We start from the raw sequence: 16,715 nt of genomic DNA on the forward strand, positions 1-16,715 counted from the left end.
GTAGCTCGTGTACGACTGCGTACAAGCTCAGGCCGGCGCATCCTGTTTTGGGTCGAGTCTGACCATGGTGCAGAAAGCTTGGGCGATCGCGACGAGTGTGACGTGGCGGTTCCAGCCGGTCCAGGAGCGTCCTTCGAAGTGGTCGAGTCCGAGCCCGGTTTTCAGTTCGCGGTAGTCATGTTCGATCCGCCACCGGATCTTTGCCAGGTCGACGAGCTGATCGATCGGTGTGTCGGCAGGCAGGTTAGAAAGCCAGTAGTCGGTAGGCTCGTTCGCCTCATCGGGCCATTCGACCAGCAGCAGCTTCGCCGGCAAGGTCCCATCGTCTGCGCGAGGGATGTCGCGGTTGGCCGGACGTACCACGAACACCGCGAACTTCGAGGTCATGGCAGCACTCGGATTACCTTTCGTTTTTCTGGTCCCCTGCCGCCACGCCACCTCCTGGTAGGCATCGCGGCCGGCCGCCATGGCGATCTCGCGCAGACTCGATGCCGGCTTCGGGTAGTGGGGCTTGGGACGTCTGCCACAACCACCGTTACGTGGCGGTCTCACCGGCTCCGCTTCGCCGGGGTGGGCGCTGGTGCCGGCTTTGAGTGCGACCACATAGTCCAGACCACGTTCTTCCACGCCGAGCCGGAACCTGGTGCAATCCCCATATCCGGCATCGGCAACGACGGGAAGCCTCGGCGACCCCCATTCGGTCTGCTCATCAAGCATGTCCAGCGCGAGCCGCCACTTCTCGATATGCCTCACGTCGTCAGGGACTTTGGATTCGGCTCGCTTCCGGCGGACCTTCTCGGCCTGCTCGGGATCATCACAGGCCTTGTCGTCCCAGCTTTCCGGGCAGAACAACCGCCAGTCAACCGCCGCCGAGCAGGTGTCGTTGACCGCGTGAACACTCACCCCGATCTGGCAGTTGGCGGTCTTGCCCAACGTCCCGGAATACTGCCAGGCCACACACGCCGAGGCAGGCCCGTCCTTGGGGAATCCGGTGTCGTCGATCACGTATGCCCGCGGCCCAATCGCCTGCGCAGCCCACGAGCTCAACCTGCGCCGCACCGCGGTGAAATCCCATGTCGAGGAAGTGACGAACTGCTGCAACCGCTGATGATCCACACCCAGCCGCTCCGCCATCGGCTGCATCGACTTACGCCGACCATCAGTCAACAGGCCACGCAGATACAACTCACCCGTGGCACGCTGATCCGAACGCGCAAGACAACCCAGCATGTCGGCTGCGAACTCGCCAAGCCTCGGCCGCAACTCCGCTATCTGATCAGGAGTCATGCACCGACCATGTCAGAACATCAACCACAGAACACGAAACGACACACCTAACAAAGTACTACTAGCACCCGTGGAGAGTAAGGAAAGCCGACGACTTCCAGGTGGTCTAGTAGCGAATGGATAGCAGGCGTCCAGGGCCCGGTCGTGCGACGCACGGTCTGCCCGACTCGCACGACCGTGTTGACCACACCTCCCGTCAGGTTCTCCTCAAAGCTGTCAGCCACGTCCGTCACCTTGCCCGGGGAACCGAAGACGTGCAAGCCGCTGGCTGTGGGCTGCACCTCGTGTGTGGGCTGTTGATGGCTCGTGAGCGCCGTCCAGGGGCACGTCAGGAGCGTGGTCGCCTGGACGATGCCGGACCGCGATATCCCGTGGCCTTCCCGGACGCGGCATCACTAACCTGCCATGGCCGGTGTAGGCGCGACCTTCGAGAGGAGATCCGCATGAACGCAGATGCTGTAGCCGCGGACGGGCGTAAACCCGCGTCACGGCATAGGCCCGTGGGTGGGCTGCTGCGCACGCGGAACTTCGGCCTGCTGTGGGTCGGGGAGTCCACCAGTGCGGTTGGCTCCTCGATCACGTCGGTGGCGCTTCCGCTGGTGGCCGTCTCGACCCTGCAGGCCAGTCCGGCCATGGTCGCCATGCTCACGGCCTCCACCTGGCTGCCGTGGCTGCTGATTGGGCTTCCGGCTGGTGTCTGGGTCGACCGATGGCCGCGCCGACGCACACTTCTGGTCGCCAACCTCGTTTCGGCGGCGGTACTCCTCCTCATCCCGATCGCGGCTTGGACCAACGTACTGACCATGCCCATGCTGCTTGTCGCCGCGCTGCTCGCCGGGACCGCCGGCATCTTCTTGAACGTCGCGTTCAACGCCTTCCTGCCTCATCTTGTCTCCAGGGAAGACCTCATGGAAGGCAACTCCAAACTCCAGACGAGTTCCTCGGTCGCCCGAGTTGTCGGTCCGGGTCTTGGAGGGCTGGTGGCCCAGGCGGCCGGCGCAGTGAACGGGATCGTCATCGACTCCTTCACCTTCCTGGTGTCGGCAGCCTGTCTGCTCGGCCTGCGGCCCGAGCCGGAGCCGCGCCCCTCCCCGGGCGATCGCCCCGGCATGCTGCGCCAGATCGCCGACGGGATCCGGTTCATCCTGCGCGGACGCTTGCTGCAGGCCATGTTGGTGGTGGCGGCGGTGACCAACTTCGCGATGCTGGGCATCACGGCACTGCGTGTTGTCTTCCTGGTTCGCACCGAGGGTGCTGGGCCGGGGACTGTGGGCTTCGTGATCGGCGCGGCCAGCCTCGGCGCTGCACTCGCCTCGGGTGCGTCCCGGCGTTTCGGTAGCGCCCGCACCTACCTGGTGGCGAACGCCGCGACCGCCCCTTTCGTGCTCCTGCTGCCGGTCGGCGGGGACGGCTTGGGCCTGACGCTGTTCGCGGTGGGCTCATTCGTCGTCCTGGCCGGATCCACGATGGCGAACGTGATGACCATGACGTTCCGCGGCAACTTCGTTCCCGCACATCTGCTCGGACGTGTCACGGCAGCATCGAGGATCTTCGTGTTCGGAAGCATCCCACTCGGCGCGGCGACCGGCGGCTTCCTGGCCTCGGCGTTCGGGACGCGGGCTGCCATGTGGGCACTCGCCGTCCTCTACGTCATCACCCCTGTGTCCCTGCTCGCCACATCGGTCCGCACACTGCGCGACTTCCCGGCCCAAGCCGCCCAGGACGCTGCACCGTGACTCACCGCCGGCCTCACCCTGGGCGAGACATCTTCGCTGCACCAGGACTCTGGCTGATCACTCGACCGCGCTGTGCCGAGCACCTGGTATCCCATGGTCCGCTGACTCCCGTCGACCCGCCCGGGGTCAGCGGACCATGGCCTACACCTCCGACGGTGACCTCCTGCACGGTGACCGCGGTGTCGATCGGCTCGCCGGCCGCAACGCGCGCGGGAGGCTACATCCCGGCCACGTTTGCGGCCTCCTTCGCCAGGTGGGCGACCTGGGCCGTGCTCACATCGTCGGTGACGTCGATGACGCCGACCCGGGGGCCCACGGAGAAGACGACGTATCCACCGGCGGCCGCATCGGAGTCGTAGGCGGGGAAGTAGACGACCTTTCGACTCGAGTTCGACTGCACGGTGACCGGTGCGCCGTATCCGAAGTCGCCCCCGGCGATGCCGGCACACTTGTCGACCAGCGACACGATCTCGTCCGCGGTGGCTCTCGCCTCGCCTGTGGCCCGCGTCTGGGCCACCTGTTCGACGACGTTCGGACCGCCGTCTCCGACGAGCTTCGAGCCGATCGTCTTCACGCCTCGGCGCGGCAGGACGTCGGTGAAGGTTGTTTCACCCGTGCACGGGCCCAGGGTCTGCGCGGGGTCCGGGGCGACTCGGGTGAACGAGTGTCCGGTCACGTCGAAGTAGAGGCGTTCGCGGATGACGTTCTCCTCGGAGAGAGGGTCGTGGGGCGTTTGCGTGGCCGAGAGCGTCGGCTGGGCCGCGGGCTCGTAGTGGCCGTTCGTGGCCTGGGCCGCAGCGGCACCTCCGCCGACGCCGGTGACCACAGCGGCGAGCACGGCGAGAGCCGCACTGGTGAGCTTCATGTCGTTCCCCCTGGGGGAGTCGGGCGGTCCATTTCCGCCGTTCACTCATCCCGATGCACGCGCGACGCATTTCGTCGGTGCTCAGGGTGTGTGAGCTGGTCATAGTTTGGTTATCAGTGCGGACCGCATGAACTTCCGTGCCACGTGGATGCGCTCACGGACCGTGGCGAGCGAGGTGCCGGTGATCACAGCGATCTCGTCGTAGGGCAGCGAACCGAGGTCCCGCAGCACGAAGGGCTCCACGACCTGAGGCTTGCTCCGCTCCAGTTCGGTGAGCGCCTCCATCAGGTCAAGGCGAGTTCCGGCCACCACGCTCGTGGTGCGCGGGTCGGCCGTCTCGGGAAGTTCGGCCGCGCCGCTCTCGACCGCACGTCGACGCAGCCGTCGGTAGGTCATCCGGGCACGGTTCGAGGCGATCACGGTGACCCAGCCCTCGAACGAGCCGCTGCCGGTGTAGCCGTTGAGATTCCGCGCGATCGCGACCAGCGCGTCCTGGGCAGCCTCCTCGGCATCGTCGATGTGGGGCAGAAAGCGTGAGCAGCGCCGAACGAGCAGCGGACGGATGACGCCGAGCAGGTCCTCGAGAGCGTCGCGATCGCCCGAACGGGCGCGCGCGACCAGTTCAGGGAGCGACATAGGGTCTGAGGAGGAGCACATAGGACAATCATGTCCTCATGAGGCAGGTCGGGCGTTACCGAATGCAGCGCGTGCTCGGCTCCGGTGCCTTCGCGACGGTGTGGCTGGGCGAGGATCCAGCCCTCGAGGCGCACGTCGCGATCAAGGTGCTCGCCGAGAACTGGGCGAACAACGCGGACGTGCGGGAGCGGTTCCTGGCGGAGGCGCGGCTGCTGCGTCGCGTCGACGACCCCCGCCTGGTGCGGGTCTTCGACGTCGGAGTGAGCAACGACGATGAAGCGCGCCCCTACTTCGTGATGGAGTACATCCCCGGCGGCGCGCTCGCCGACAGGATCAGCTCGCTGAGTACCCGGGAGGCGCTGGCGTACGGCGTGGCGGCCGCCGAAGCCGTCCAGGTGCTCCATGACGCCGGCGTTGTCCATCGCGACGTGAAACCGAGCAACCTGCTGATCGACGACCGCAGCACGCCGCCTCGGCTCCTGGTCTCGGATCTGGGGAGCGCCAAGGTGCTCGCCGAGGCCTCCGGCGTCACGGTCACGACCGGCACCCCGAGCTACATGGCCCCCGAGCAGATCCACCAGACCGACGGCTTCGACGGCCGAGTCGACGTGTACGCCGTGGCCGCCGTCACCTATCACCTGCTCAACGGGGAGCCGGCCTTCCAGGACCGCACCGCGGCAGCGGTGCTGGACCGCCGGACCGACAGCAGGCCGCCGCCCCTGGCGGCACGCCTGGGCCAGCCCGCGGCGCTCGACCGACTGCTCACCCGCTCGCTGAGCTGGGACCCGGCGAAACGGCCGGCCACCGCGGCGGAGTTCGCCCGGGAACTCGAGCGCTTCCTGACCGACACCCCGCACCGCCCACGACGCGAGGTGCCGACCGGGCCGACGTTGGTCTTCTGCGTCGTCCTTGCAGTGGTGCTGTTCGCCGCCACCTACCTGTGGTTGTCTCGGTGATCGAGCGCCTGAGCGCGACGTCTCACCGCAGCAGGGAACCTTTCGGCCGGCGCTCGCCGTCGTCGCGGCTGGAAGGGTCCTTCGGCATCGTGGTCGCCGCCCGGCGGCGTCGCAGTTCCGAACCGCACCACAGACCAAACCCGATGATCGACAAGGCGACTCCGAGCGTGGTGACACCGGCCCAGCCGGAGTCGTCGTACAGCAACCCCGACAGCGCCGATCCGACTGCGCCACCGACGAAGACACTCCCGATGAAGACCGTGTTGATCCGGGACCGGGCGTCGGGCCTGAGCTGATAGATCTCCTGCTGGCTGAGGACCAGGTTGCCCTGGACGGCGAGGTCGAGCAGGACGCCGGCGATCGCCAGGACGACGAGGTTGTGCGAGCCAATCCCGGCGACCGCCATCGCGACCGCGGCCAACGCGAAGACCACACCAGTAGCCGGTCGGCCGAGACCGCGGTCGCCCAGGCGCCCGGCGATGGGTGCGGCCGCGGCGCCGGCGGCGCCCACCAGGGCGAAGATCGCGATCTGGGTCTGGGAGAGGTGGTGCTCGTTGATCAGCTCGTACGCGATCGACGTCCAGAACGCGGAGAACGTCGCGAACATCAGAGCCTGCAGCGCGGCGCGGCGACGCAACGCCGGCTCGGTCCGGATCAGATGCCCGATCGAGACCATCAGGCTGCGGTAACCGTCAGTGTGGTCCGGCTTGCGCTTGGGCAGGGCTGTCGCCAGCACCACCGCCATGATCAGCATCAACCCTGCCGAGACGACGTAGACCGAGCGCCAGCCCCAGAGGTCGGCGAGCAGGCTGGAGACGGTGCGAGCCAGCATGATTCCCAGCAGTAGGCCGCTCATGACCTGCCCGACGAACCGCCCGCGCTTTGCTTCGGGCGCCAGGTGCGCCGCGAACGGGACCACGATCTGCGCGACGACGGAAGTGAAACCGAGCAGCACGGAGAAGACGAGGAAGATCGACAGGCGCGGGGCGATCGCGGCAAGCCCGGCCGCAACCGCCGTCACGATCAGAACCCGCGACGCCAGGGCGCGGTTCTCGATCAGGTCCCCGAGGGGCATCAGCACGATGATCCCGGCCGCGTAGCCGAGCTGGGTCACCGTCACCACGATCGCGGTCGAGCTCGCGGTGGTGTGGAACTCCTGGGCGATCAGATCGAGGAGCGGTTGCGCGTAGAAGATGTTGGCCACCGACAGCCCGGACGCGGTGGCGAGGATGAACGTGAGCACGCGAAGGCGGCGCGCGCTGATGACCGAACCTGGCGGGGCGGGGTGGCTCTGAGAGCTCATGCGTGTGGGTCCTACCGATCGATGTGACTCGTGCGCCGTGGATGGACGAGCTCACGACTGGCATCCAAAGCGAGAATGCTCATTCTCGCCGCTGGTCTGTAGCCTAGAGAATGGTTGTTCTCATCGCCAACTGAGGAGGTACGTACGGTGGCAACGGCGACCCCCGCCCAGGAGGCCCTGCGCGGGCAACTGCTCGACGCTGCCGAGCAGGTCTTCTACGCGCGCGGCATACAGGCGGTGAACATGAACGAGCTCCGGACCGTCGCCGAGTTGCCGCTGAGGCGCATATATCAGCTGTTCCCCAGCAAGGACGAGCTCGTCGTCGCGTTCCTCCGACGGCGCCACGACCGCATGATGGGCGCGATCGAGGACCACGTTGCCGACATCCAGGAACCGCAGGCCCGGGTGCTGGCGATCTTCGACTACCTCGACGAGTGGTTTCGCGAGCCCGACTTCCGCGGCTGTCCGTGGATGAACGCATACGGTGAGCTCGGTCCCACCAACCCGGCCGTGGCGGCTGAGGTCCATCACCATCAGCGGGCGTTCCGCACGCTCGTCACCGGCATCGTCACCGAGGCCGGCTATCCGCACGAGGTCGCGAACGCCATCTACCTGTTGGTCGAGGGATCCGTGGCGACGTCAGCGGTCCAGCACACCGCCGGCCCAGCCGGCGAGGCTCGTCGCGGGGCGGAGATGTTGCTGACAAGCGACCGGTGACCGGTCTCCCAATCGCCGCGCGCGCACGCGGTGACCGCCGCATGTCCCCGCTCTCGTCCCTCGTAAGCCGGACCTCACGACAGCACCCGCTCGATGAGGTCCTTCTGCTCGCGTGCGTGTCGCTTGGACGAGCCTGTGGCGGGGGCGGCTGAGGCAGGTCGAGAGACCAGCTGGAGAGGCTTGGGCAGGCTTGGCACGAGCTCGGAGAGCAGGAACGTCCATGCTCCCTGGTTCTTGGGCTCCTCCTGAGCCCACACGATCTCGGCGTTCGGGTAGGCCTCGAGGCGCCGGTTGAGTTCGTCGATCGGAAGCGGGTACAGCTGCTCGATGCGCAGGAGGACGATGCCCGGGTCGGGCTGCTTCGCCAGCCGTGCGGAGAGGTCGTAGTAGAGCTTGCCCGAGACGAGGACCACCCGTCGCACCGAGTCGGTGTCTCCCGAACGCCGGTCATCGAGGACCGGCTCGAACCGACCGCTGGTGAACTCGTCCAGGTCGCTGGTCGCGGCGCGCATCCGCAGCATCGACTTCGGCGTCACCACGACAAGCGGTCGACGGGGTCGCGCGTGAGCCTGCCGACGCAGGAGGTGGAAGTACGACGCGGGACTCGACGGCTGAGCGACCGTCATGTTGTCCTCCGCGCAGAGCTGCAGGAAACGCTCGAGTCGCGCGGAGGAGTGATCCGGCCCCTGACCTTCATGTCCGTGGGGGAGGAGGAGCACGACGCCCGAACGCTGACCCCACTTCTGTTCCGCGCTCGAGACGAACTCGTCGATCACGATCTGCGCACCGTTGACGAAGTCTCCGAACTGCGCCTCCCACAGAACGAGGGCGTCATCCCGCTCGGCGGAGTACCCGTACTCGAACGCGAGCGCCGCGTACTCGCTGAGGAGAGAGTCGTACACCGAGAACTTCGCCTGGTCAGGCGTGAGATTCGCCAGCGGTGACCATTCGTTGCCGGTGGCGCGGTCGTGAAGTACGGCGTGACGCTGGGCGAAGGTGCCGCGCCGCGTGTCCTGTCCGGCCATTCGCACCGGAGTACCCTCGGCCAGCAGCGAGCCGAGTGCGAGGACCTCGGCGAAGGCCCAGTCGACCGAACCCGAACGGCTCATCTCGCGGCGCTTCTCGAGCAGCGTCTGCAGCTTCGGATGGACCGTGGACTCCTCGGGCTCGTTCACGAACGTGTCGCCGATCAGCTCGATCATCGCGGCCGGGACACCGGTCGTCTCGGGTTCGCCTGCGGCCTCCTGCTCGCGTGCCATCATGCGTTCGAGCTCTGCGACGCTCGCGGCGCCCTCCGCAAGCACGGGAATCCTTCCGGCCTCAGCCGCCTTGGTCTCCGCGAAAGCGCGCTCCAGCCGACCCTGAAAGTCGCGGTTGGACGCCTCGCACTCATCCGCGCTGATGTCACCGCGCCCAAGCAGCGCATCGGCGTAGAGCCCACGCACCGAATGCTTGGCCTCGATGAGTTCGTACATCCGAGGCTGGGTCATCGACGGCTCGTCGGCTTCGTTGTGGCCGCGCCTGCGGTAGCAGACCAGGTCGATGACGACATCTCGATGGAATCTCTGGCGATAGGCGAAGGCCAGCTCGGCGACTCGCACAACTGCCTCCGGGTCCTCGCCGTTCACATGGAAGACGGGCGCCTGCACCGTCTTGGCCACGTCCGTGGAGTACGTCGAACTGCGGCCCGCCTCGGGCAGCGTCGTGAACCCGACCTGATTGTTGATGTTGATCCGGACCGTACCGCCCGTGCGGTAGGCAGGGAGCTGCGACATCTGCAGCGTCTCCACCACGACGCCCTGACCCGCCAGTGCGGCGTCGCCATGAATCAGGATGGGAAGAACGCCGAAGCTGCCCTCGACTCCACGATCCTGCTTCCCGCGCACGATTCCCTCGAGCACGCCGTCGACGGCTTCGAGATGGGAGGGGTTCGCCGCGAGGGACACCGGGATCTCCCCGCCTTCGACGCCGCGGTAGGTGCCTTCGCTGCCGAGGTGGTACTTGACGTCGCCGGAGCCTTCCTCTCCGCCGTTCAGTCCTTCGAACTCGCGGAACAGTTGCCCGTATGTCATCCCGGCGATGTTGGTGAGCACGTTGAGCCGGCCGCGGTGGGCCATGCCGATCGCCACCTCCTCCAGGCCGGCACGCAGCGACTGCCTCATGATCGTGTCCAGCAGCGGAATGAGGGATTCCGCACCCTCCAGGCTGAAGCGCGTCTGCCCGACGTACTTCGTCTGCAGGAACGTCTCGAACGCCTCGGCCTCGTTGAGCTTGCCGAGAACCCGAAGCTGTTCGGCCTTCGAGGGTTTGGCGTAGGGGCGCTCCACCTGCTCCTGAATCCAGCGCCGTTGCACTGGATCCGCGATGTGCATGTACTCGATGCCGATGGTGCGGCAGTAGGACTCGTGGAGCACCCCGAGGATCTCGCGAAGCGACGCCGAGGCTGTCCCGCCGAACCCGCCGGTCGCGAACTCACGATCGAGATCCCAGAAGCTCAGGCCGTGGCTGGCGAGCTCCAGGTCCGGATGGGACCGCTGGTGATACTCCAGCGGATCCATGTCCGCCATGAGGTGGCCGCGCACCCGGAAGGAGTTGATGAGTTCCTGCACCCGGGCCGTTTTGTCAAGGCCGTTCTCGGCCTCGGCTCCGTAGTCGGTGTCCCAACGAACCGGTCCGTACGGAATGCGAAGCGCAGCGAAGATCTCGTCGTAGAAACCGTGGCCGCCGGTCAGGCGCTCGTCGATCAGCTTGAGGAACTCACCGGACCCGGCGCCGTGGATGACGCGATGATCGTAGGTGCTGGTGAGCGTCAGGGTCCTCCCGACGCCCAGGTCGGCGAGCGTCTTCGGCGACGCTCCTCGAAACTCGGCCGGGAACTCCAGTGCCCCGACGCCGATGATCGAACCCTGGCCGCGCATCAGTCGGGGCACGGAGTGCTCCGTCCCTGTTCCGCCCGGGTTGGTCAACGAGATCGTGACCCTCGCGAAGTCCTCCGCCGTGAGCTGGTTCGCGCGGGCCCTGAACACCAGCTCCTCATAGGCCGCGACGAACTCGTCGAAGCTCATGGCGTCGGCCCGCTTGAGGGCGGGGACGACGAGTGCACGGTCACCGCCCGGTTTCGCGACGTCGATGGCGATGCCGAGGTTGATGTGAGCGGGCGTGAGGACCGAGGGCTGCCCGTCGATCTCCTGGTAGTAGACGTTCTGGCTCGGGAACTCCTTGAGCGACTGCACCAGCGCCCACGCGATCAGATGGGTGACCGAGACCCTGCCTCCACGCGTCCTGTGTAGATGGTCGTTGACGACCCTGCGGTTGTCGGCCATCAGGGTGGCCGGGACTCTCCGGACGCTTGTCGCGGTCGGCACCGAGAGGCTGGCGTCCATGGTGCGCGCCAGGCTCTTCGCCGTGGCCCTCAACGGAGTCGCGGCATCCTGCACCTCGGCGGTCGCTTCGGTGGGCGTGCTTCGCGGCTGGGGCGGGTCAGCGGGAACGCGCTGTGATCTGACCGGTGTGGATGTCGTCTGCGAAGCTTCACCGTCCGCGGCTGCCGGCGAAGGGTCGTCATGTTCCTGGTTCGCCACCCCTGGCTTGTAGGCCTCGAGAATCGGCCACCAGGACCGTTCGACCGAGTCGGGATCGAGCAGATACTTCTCGTACATCTCATCGACAAGCCACTCGTTGACGCCATATTCGGTGGACGGCTCGCCTGCTGGTTCGGTCGTGCTCATCGACACGATTGGTCGCTCTCTTTTCACTACTTTTCCGCGTGGCAGCCCGCACGGACGCCAGATTTGGTGTGTGAGTCGGGTAGATGGCTCGCAGGCCACTAAAGACCCTCGATCGTCGCGTCGATGCTGCGGAGCACTCGCTCGTGATCGGTCCGGGCCTTCAGCAGGAGGCTCGTCCCGATCACCATTGTCAGCAGGGCGCATGCGTCTGCTGCGGCATCACGTGCCGCGTTCAACTCCCCGTCGCGTTGTCCACGCTGGATCGCCTCACGGAAGGCGTCCTCAACGCGGGCGAACAAGCTGCCGGCGACTTCCGCCACCGCTTGGTCGGTGCATCCCAACTCAGCTGAGGCGTTGACGAGAAGGCACCCTCGATCGTGGTCGCCGTACCCCGTGAGAACCCTCACCGCCTCTCGCAACTGGAGGCGCACCGGCGCGATGCTCGAGAAGTTCTCCGAAAGGAACTCCGTGCGCCACCCGCTGTATCTCGCCATCGAGAGGACGAACAGGTTGTGCTTGCTCCCGAACGTGTTGTAGAGGCTTCCCTTGCCGATTCCGAGTTCGGTCGTCAACGCCTGCGGCGTCGTGGCGGCGTACCCGTTGCGCCAGAAGACTCCCATCGCCGTCTCGACCGCGACTTCCGCATCGAACTGCATGGGTCTTCCCATGCAATGGAGTCTACGTCGTTCTGTACCTAGGGGTCAACTATGGTCTCGTCGGGGCTCGGTCACTGCGAAGTCGGAGTGATCGTGACGCGCGAGACCAGGGAGCGTTGGGATTTGAGGAAGGCGACATCCTCACGGTGGGAGGGTGTCTCGACCAGCATCGGCACGCTCGCCAGTTCGGGACTGAGGAACAGGCCCGCGAATGCCTCCACGCCGATCTGTCCGTTCCCGAGGGATTCGTGTCGATCGCGCCGAGAACCGCTCGCGTCGCGGCTGTCGTTGACGTGAATCAGCCCGACGCGTTCCGCGCCGATGCTGGCGGCCACTCTGCCCACGGTGTGTTGGACTCCCGTGGCCGTGGTCATCGGTTCGCCGGCCGCGTGCAGGTGGCAGGTGTCGAGGCAGACTCCCACCCGCTCGTCGTCCAGGGCCGCGAGGTATTCGATCGTGCTGTCCACGGTGGAGGCGAGTGCCTCCCCTCCGCCTGCCGTTGGTTCGATCAGCAGTTGTACCTGTTCGCGAACTTCGTCCAGAAGGCGCCCGACGAGGTCGTGGAGTGCCCCCAGTGCGACCTCTCGACGCCCGCGGGAGACGGAGGTTCCGGCGTGGACGACGACCCCGCGGGCTCCGAGATCCGCGGCGCGTCGAAGTGTGTGCGCGAGCAAGGTGATGGAGCTCTCGCGCGTCTGCGCGGAGGGGGATCCGAGGTTGATGAGGTGGGATGCGTGGACGAAGACCGGAACGGAGAGCTCCGCGCAGCGCTCACGAAACAGCACGTCCAGGCGCGGATCGACCCGCGACGGCCTCCACGCCCGAGGATTGCTGGCGAAGATCTGGATGACTTCGGCCTCGACCTCTTCGGCCTCGCGCAGTCCCACGCGAACGAGACCGCCACCCACGGCGACGTGCGAACCGATCGCCGGTCGGGACCGCTCCACCGGCATCGACACGATCCCCGCGTTCCCGCTCATTAGAGGACCATCCCTTCTGCAGCCCTCACGGGTAGGGTTGTGACCTCTCGGTCCCGGTGGGTGCATGGCCAGTAATGCGAGCTGTTCGACGGCCAGCATGAGTTCCGCCAGCCCCGCCGGGCCGAGGTCGTCTGATCGGCTTCAGGGACACGCCCCGCAGAGGGCCGATTAATGAGCTCCCGGCAGACGACCTCACCACCGGGCAGGTGCTCCTCGAACCGCCTTGGAGTACGACGCAGGTGTTCATCGGATGGGATTGGGCGAGCGAAACCCATGACGTGACCGTCATGGACGACACCGGCAAGCGCATCGACCGGTGGGAACTGGCCCACACCGAGGAAGGGTTCGCCAAGACCCTGGCCCGACTGCGCAAGCACGGCAACCCGGCCGGCCTGCCCGTGGCCATTGAGACCACCCGGGGCCTGGCCGTCGACCGGCTGCTGGCCGCCGGGCACCCGGTCGTGCCGGTCCACCCGAACGCCTTCCACGCGATGCGGGCGCGCTGGGGCGCTTCGAAGGCCAAGACAGATGCCGGCGACAGCATGAAGCTCGCCGATTACCTGCGCACCGACGGCCACTTGCTGCCGAGGCTGGAGCCCACCGAGCAGGCCACCCTCGACCTGCAGGCCCTCGCGCGTCAGCGGGCCGACCACGTCGAGGCCAAGGTCGCCGCCGTCAACCAGCTCGCCGCGCTGCTGGACGAGCATTGGCCCGGCGGCAAGACGGTCTTCGCCAGCCTGGACAGCGACATCGCCATGGCCTTCCTGGAGCGGTACCCCACCCCGGCCTCGGCCGCCAGGCTCACCGCGGGGCGCCTGGAAGCCTGGTGCAAGCGCCGCGGCTACTCCGGCAAGAAGCCCGGAAGCGTCCTGATCGAACGTCTGCGCGCCACGCCGAAGGCGGCCTCGCGTCTCAGCGAGGCGATAACCGGGCAGCTGGTCCGCGTTCAGGTCCAGCTCGTGCAGGGCATCCGCGGAACCATCCGCACACTGGACAAGGCCATCGCCGAGGCCACCAAAGCCCACCCCTACGCGCCGCTGTTCGCCACCATGCCGCGCATCGGCAAGGTCAGCCTCGGGCAGGTCATCGAGGAGATCGGCCCGATCCTGGAACGCGCTCAGACCTGCGAACAGCTCATCGCCGAGGCCGGTGTCGTCCCCCTCACCCGCGCCTCGGGCAAGTCCCGCACGGTCGCCTTCCGCTTCGCGACGAACCGCCGAGCCCGCGTCGCGCTGACCACCTTCGCCGACAACAGCCGCCACGGCAGTACCTGGGCAGCGAAGATCTACAACGACGCCAGAGCCCGCAAGAAGCGACACCCCCACGCGATCCGCATCCTGGCCCGCACCTGGCTGCGGGTGATGTGGGCCTGCTGGCGCGACGGCACCTGCTACGACCCCGCCACCCACCAGGCCAACAGGAAGATCAACACGCCCGCGGATAAGCCTCTCGCGACATAGGGGTTGACTCAGGAAACTCATGCGTCCACCTCGGCCGGCGACACGTTCTCTCCCCAACTGCTTATTTGACCCGTGAGTACAAAACTGTAGCCTCGGCGATCGCGGTATGCCAGGCCTTCGCCGCCGGCGTGAGATCAGCCCAGCGGCGGCGGAACGAATCCGCCGTAGCTCTGCTCGAGGAGTTGGGCGAAGTGGATGGGGGTGAGGTCTTCGTACCTGGGCCCGATGATCTGGACGCCGATCGGGAGCCCGTCGCTCGCATGCGCAATCGGTGCGACGGTGGCCGGCAGCCCGGGGGCACTGGCGATGCCGGCCCAGACGAGCTGGTCGGGGTAGTCGTAGCTCATGCCGTCGATCAAGACGGTGCGCGCCCACTGGTCGGCACTCTGGTCATGCCCGAACGCGGGCGTCGGTGCGGGCGGGCAGAGGACGATGTCGAACTCGGCGAAGAGCTTGGCCCATGCAGCTCGTTGGCGGACGCGGATCGCATCCGTCTCGATCCAATCGCGGTAGCTCAGGATCGCACCGCGTGCCCGCTCCGCCGCGAGGCTCGTGTCCTCGGGGTCGACGCGTGCCGCGGCGACGCGAGCTTGTTCGTATGCCGCGGGCGGGTAGGACGCCGCGATGGAGGCGAGCAGCAGCCGCATGTAGACCCGGGCCGTCTCGACCGGATCGGGGAGTAGGTCGCTGTGCCGGCTCACCGGGACGCCGGCGGCCCGAAGCTTCTCGGCGAGCTCGCCCAGCGCCATCCGCACGTCGGTCGAGGTCGGGATGAGTGGATGGTCGTCGACGACGAGCACCCGGAAGGCGGCCAGGTTGTCGTGCCGCGGGGGCCTCATCGCCGTCCGGTGCGCGATGCCGATGCCCGTCTCGTCGGCGTCGGAGAGGACACCGAACAGCAGGGCAAGGTCTCGTGCGCTGCGCGCCATCGGGCCGATGGTGGTGAGGTCGCGGCTGTACTCCAGCGGTGCGCTCGGCGGTGCGGTGTGCCCCCGGGACGGCAGCAGTCCGAAGGAGGACTTGTGCGCGTAGATGCCGGTGAAGTGCGCAGGTACTCGAAGGGATCCGGCGATGTCGGATCCGATGGAAGCGGCCCCGAACCCGGCGGCGACGGCTGCCGCCGACCCTCCTGAGGATCCCCCCGGGGTCCGACCGAGGTCCCAGGGATTGTTGGTGGTCCCGTAGATCGGGTTGTAGGTCTGCAGATCCCCGAGGGCAACGGGCACGTTCGTCTTCCCCAGGATCACCGCGCCGGCCGTCTTCAACCGCGCGACCACGAGGGCGTCCTCGGCCGGCACGAAGCCGGCGAACGGCGGGATACCCCAGGTGGTCGGCAGACCGGCGACGTTGAAGGACTCCTTGACGGTCATCGGGATGCCCAGAAGGGGACCCCTCTCACCACGGGCGCGCGCGGCATCCGCGGCGTGGGCCGCCTGGAGCGCGCGGTCGAAGTCGTGCACGACAACCGCGTTGATCTTCGGGTCGAGACGCTCGATCCGCTCGATCGCCTCCTCGGCGAGCTCGACCGCCGACACCTCGCCCCGATCGAGGAGCGCCGTCAGTGCGGTCACTGTGCGATAAGCGTCGTCACCGTCGTTCATGGCGTCCTCTCGAGCGGAAGCACTCTCGGCCCGCTCCTGGCTGACTTGATGAACGGATAGTCAGAAGTTAGCATCTGACTACTCGTTCGCATAGTCAGGGAGGGTGCATGCCGGTCACGTTCGAGGGCGCGCTCGCAGACCGCAGCACCTGGCGCGTGAACCACTGCTCGATCGCGATGGCGATGGAAGTGATCGGCTCGCGCACGGCGATGCTCGTCCTTCGTGAGGCGCTGTACGGCACGACGCGCTTCGATGACTTCGTGCGCCGCACGCAGAGCACGGATGCGGTGGTGGCATCCCGGCTGAAGCAGCTCACCGCGCTCGGTGCGCTTGCGAAACAGCCCTATCGAGAGGCCGGCAAACGGACCCGCGACGAGTACCACCTGACCGCGAAGGGGCGCGACCTCCTGCCGGTGGTCTTCGGACTCATGCAGTGGGGCAGCCGGCACCTGCAGCCCGACGGGCACGGACCTCTGACCCTTGTCGAGCGCGGCACCGGTGCCCGTGTCGTCATCGAAGCCCGGTCCGAAGACGGCAGGTCCCTCGATCTGGACGATCTGGCGATCGTCGCGAATTTCGACGCGGGCGAGGAAACCGAGGATCTCGACGTCCTCGACTGATTCGTCCCTGTCCACGACATCATCCGAGCGCACGCCACCTGCCTCCCCGGCAGGCCTGGCGTTCGTGGGCGTTGCGATCCATCGGCTGCACCCAGGCGTGCCCTTGACACGGCAAATGGCGGGTCAGAGAGTTGATTACTGAGCGTAGCAATGAAGCTCGTCAGCTCACG

The 16,715-nt window shown here is 67.1% G+C and carries 13 protein-coding genes; 5 read left to right on the top strand and 8 right to left on the bottom strand.

Features of this window, described 5'->3' with window-relative positions; genetic code table 11:
• Positions 1–27 precede the first annotated feature (27 nt).
• Positions 28–1,287, bottom strand: coding sequence for an IS701 family transposase (locus tag HEB94_RS12365; protein ID WP_192750020.1), 1,260 nt, complete (start codon positions 1,285–1,287; stop codon positions 28–30).
• Between the two features lie 443 nt (positions 1,288–1,730).
• Between HEB94_RS12365 and HEB94_RS12370 the strand changes: the two genes are divergently transcribed.
• Entirely contained in the window at positions 1,731–3,023 is a 1,293-nt protein-coding gene (locus HEB94_RS12370) for an MFS transporter (RefSeq protein ID WP_192750021.1), read from the top strand.
• Between the two features lie 217 nt (positions 3,024–3,240).
• Here the strand turns inward: HEB94_RS12370 and HEB94_RS12375 are convergent, their stop codons facing one another.
• Together HEB94_RS12375 and HEB94_RS12380 are read right to left on the bottom strand one after the other, a co-directional pair.
• Positions 3,241–3,888 carry a hypothetical protein gene (locus HEB94_RS12375; RefSeq protein ID WP_192750022.1) on the bottom strand — a complete coding sequence of 216 codons (648 nt, stop codon included), beginning with the start codon at positions 3,886–3,888 and terminating at the stop codon, positions 3,241–3,243.
• A gap of 99 nt (positions 3,889–3,987) precedes the next feature.
• A complete protein-coding gene (locus tag HEB94_RS12380) occupies positions 3,988–4,524 on the bottom strand; it encodes an RNA polymerase sigma factor (RefSeq protein ID WP_192750023.1) in 537 nt (178 codons plus the stop codon).
• Between the two features lie 38 nt (positions 4,525–4,562).
• Here HEB94_RS12380 and HEB94_RS12385 point away from each other — a divergent pair, with 38 nt between their 5' ends.
• Positions 4,563–5,480, top strand: coding sequence for a serine/threonine-protein kinase (locus tag HEB94_RS12385; RefSeq protein WP_192750024.1), 918 nt, complete (start codon positions 4,563–4,565; stop codon positions 5,478–5,480).
• Positions 5,481–5,502: 22 nt separating this feature from the next.
• Here the strand turns inward: HEB94_RS12385 and HEB94_RS12390 are convergent, their stop codons facing one another.
• Complete coding sequence (locus tag HEB94_RS12390) at positions 5,503–6,783, bottom strand: MFS transporter (protein WP_192750025.1); 1,281 nt, start codon at positions 6,781–6,783, stop codon at positions 5,503–5,505.
• 147 nt (positions 6,784–6,930) lie between these two features.
• Between HEB94_RS12390 and HEB94_RS12395 the strand changes: the two genes are divergently transcribed.
• Positions 6,931–7,500, top strand: a complete 570-nt coding sequence (locus HEB94_RS12395; protein ID WP_202896302.1) for a TetR family transcriptional regulator C-terminal domain-containing protein — start codon at positions 6,931–6,933, stop codon at positions 7,498–7,500.
• A gap of 74 nt (positions 7,501–7,574) precedes the next feature.
• Here HEB94_RS12395 and HEB94_RS12400 read toward each other — a convergent pair whose 3' ends face one another.
• The 3 genes from HEB94_RS12400 to HEB94_RS12410 form a co-directional block, all read right to left on the bottom strand.
• Positions 7,575–11,228, bottom strand: coding sequence for a multifunctional oxoglutarate decarboxylase/oxoglutarate dehydrogenase thiamine pyrophosphate-binding subunit/dihydrolipoyllysine-residue succinyltransferase subunit (locus HEB94_RS12400; RefSeq protein ID WP_192750026.1), 3,654 nt, complete (start codon positions 11,226–11,228; stop codon positions 7,575–7,577).
• Positions 11,229–11,326: 98 nt separating this feature from the next.
• Complete coding sequence (locus tag HEB94_RS12405; protein ID WP_192750027.1) at positions 11,327–11,896, bottom strand: TetR/AcrR family transcriptional regulator; 570 nt, start codon at positions 11,894–11,896, stop codon at positions 11,327–11,329.
• 59 nt (positions 11,897–11,955) lie between these two features.
• Positions 11,956–12,963 carry a deoxyribonuclease IV gene (locus tag HEB94_RS12410; protein WP_202896303.1) on the bottom strand — a complete coding sequence of 336 codons (1,008 nt, stop codon included), beginning with the start codon at positions 12,961–12,963 and terminating at the stop codon, positions 11,956–11,958.
• 107 nt (positions 12,964–13,070) lie between these two features.
• Here HEB94_RS12410 and HEB94_RS12415 point away from each other — a divergent pair, with 107 nt between their 5' ends.
• Positions 13,071–14,324, top strand: a complete 1,254-nt coding sequence (locus HEB94_RS12415) for an IS110 family RNA-guided transposase (RefSeq protein WP_337917629.1) — start codon at positions 13,071–13,073, stop codon at positions 14,322–14,324.
• A gap of 134 nt (positions 14,325–14,458) precedes the next feature.
• Here HEB94_RS12415 and HEB94_RS12420 read toward each other — a convergent pair whose 3' ends face one another.
• The gene (locus HEB94_RS12420) at positions 14,459–15,925 is read right to left on the bottom strand and encodes an amidase (RefSeq protein WP_192750028.1); all 1,467 of its coding nucleotides are present in this window, start codon (positions 15,923–15,925) and stop codon (positions 14,459–14,461) included.
• A gap of 107 nt (positions 15,926–16,032) precedes the next feature.
• Here HEB94_RS12420 and HEB94_RS12425 point away from each other — a divergent pair, with 107 nt between their 5' ends.
• A complete protein-coding gene (locus tag HEB94_RS12425) occupies positions 16,033–16,545 on the top strand; it encodes a winged helix-turn-helix transcriptional regulator (RefSeq protein ID WP_192750029.1) in 513 nt (170 codons plus the stop codon).
• Positions 16,546–16,715 lie beyond the last annotated feature (170 nt).

The organism is Actinopolymorpha pittospori (genome assembly GCF_014873875.1).
Taxonomy (GTDB): Bacteria; Actinomycetota; Actinomycetes; order Propionibacteriales; family Actinopolymorphaceae; genus Actinopolymorpha; species Actinopolymorpha pittospori.

Excerpts from the sequence above, each read along its gene's own strand:
- HEB94_RS12365 (WP_192750020.1), bottom strand. The coding sequence starts at position 1,287 with ATGACTCCTGATCAGATAGCGGAGTTGCGGCCGAGGCTTGGCGAGTTC.
- HEB94_RS12370 (WP_192750021.1), top strand. The coding sequence starts at position 1,731 with ATGAACGCAGATGCTGTAGCCGCGGACGGGCGTAAACCCGCGTCACGG.
- HEB94_RS12375 (WP_192750022.1), bottom strand. The coding sequence starts at position 3,888 with ATGAAGCTCACCAGTGCGGCTCTCGCCGTGCTCGCCGCTGTGGTCACC.
- HEB94_RS12380 (WP_192750023.1), bottom strand. The coding sequence starts at position 4,524 with ATGTCGCTCCCTGAACTGGTCGCGCGCGCCCGTTCGGGCGATCGCGAC.
- HEB94_RS12385 (WP_192750024.1), top strand. The coding sequence starts at position 4,563 with ATGAGGCAGGTCGGGCGTTACCGAATGCAGCGCGTGCTCGGCTCCGGT.
- HEB94_RS12390 (WP_192750025.1), bottom strand. The coding sequence starts at position 6,783 with ATGAGCTCTCAGAGCCACCCCGCCCCGCCAGGTTCGGTCATCAGCGCG.
- HEB94_RS12400 (WP_192750026.1), bottom strand. The coding sequence starts at position 11,228 with ATGAGCACGACCGAACCAGCAGGCGAGCCGTCCACCGAATATGGCGTC.
- HEB94_RS12405 (WP_192750027.1), bottom strand. The coding sequence starts at position 11,896 with ATGGGAAGACCCATGCAGTTCGATGCGGAAGTCGCGGTCGAGACGGCG.
- HEB94_RS12410 (WP_202896303.1), bottom strand. The coding sequence starts at position 12,963 with ATGCTGGCCGTCGAACAGCTCGCATTACTGGCCATGCACCCACCGGGA.
- HEB94_RS12420 (WP_192750028.1), bottom strand. The coding sequence starts at position 15,925 with ATGAACGACGGTGACGACGCTTATCGCACAGTGACCGCACTGACGGCG.
- HEB94_RS12425 (WP_192750029.1), top strand. The coding sequence starts at position 16,033 with ATGCCGGTCACGTTCGAGGGCGCGCTCGCAGACCGCAGCACCTGGCGC.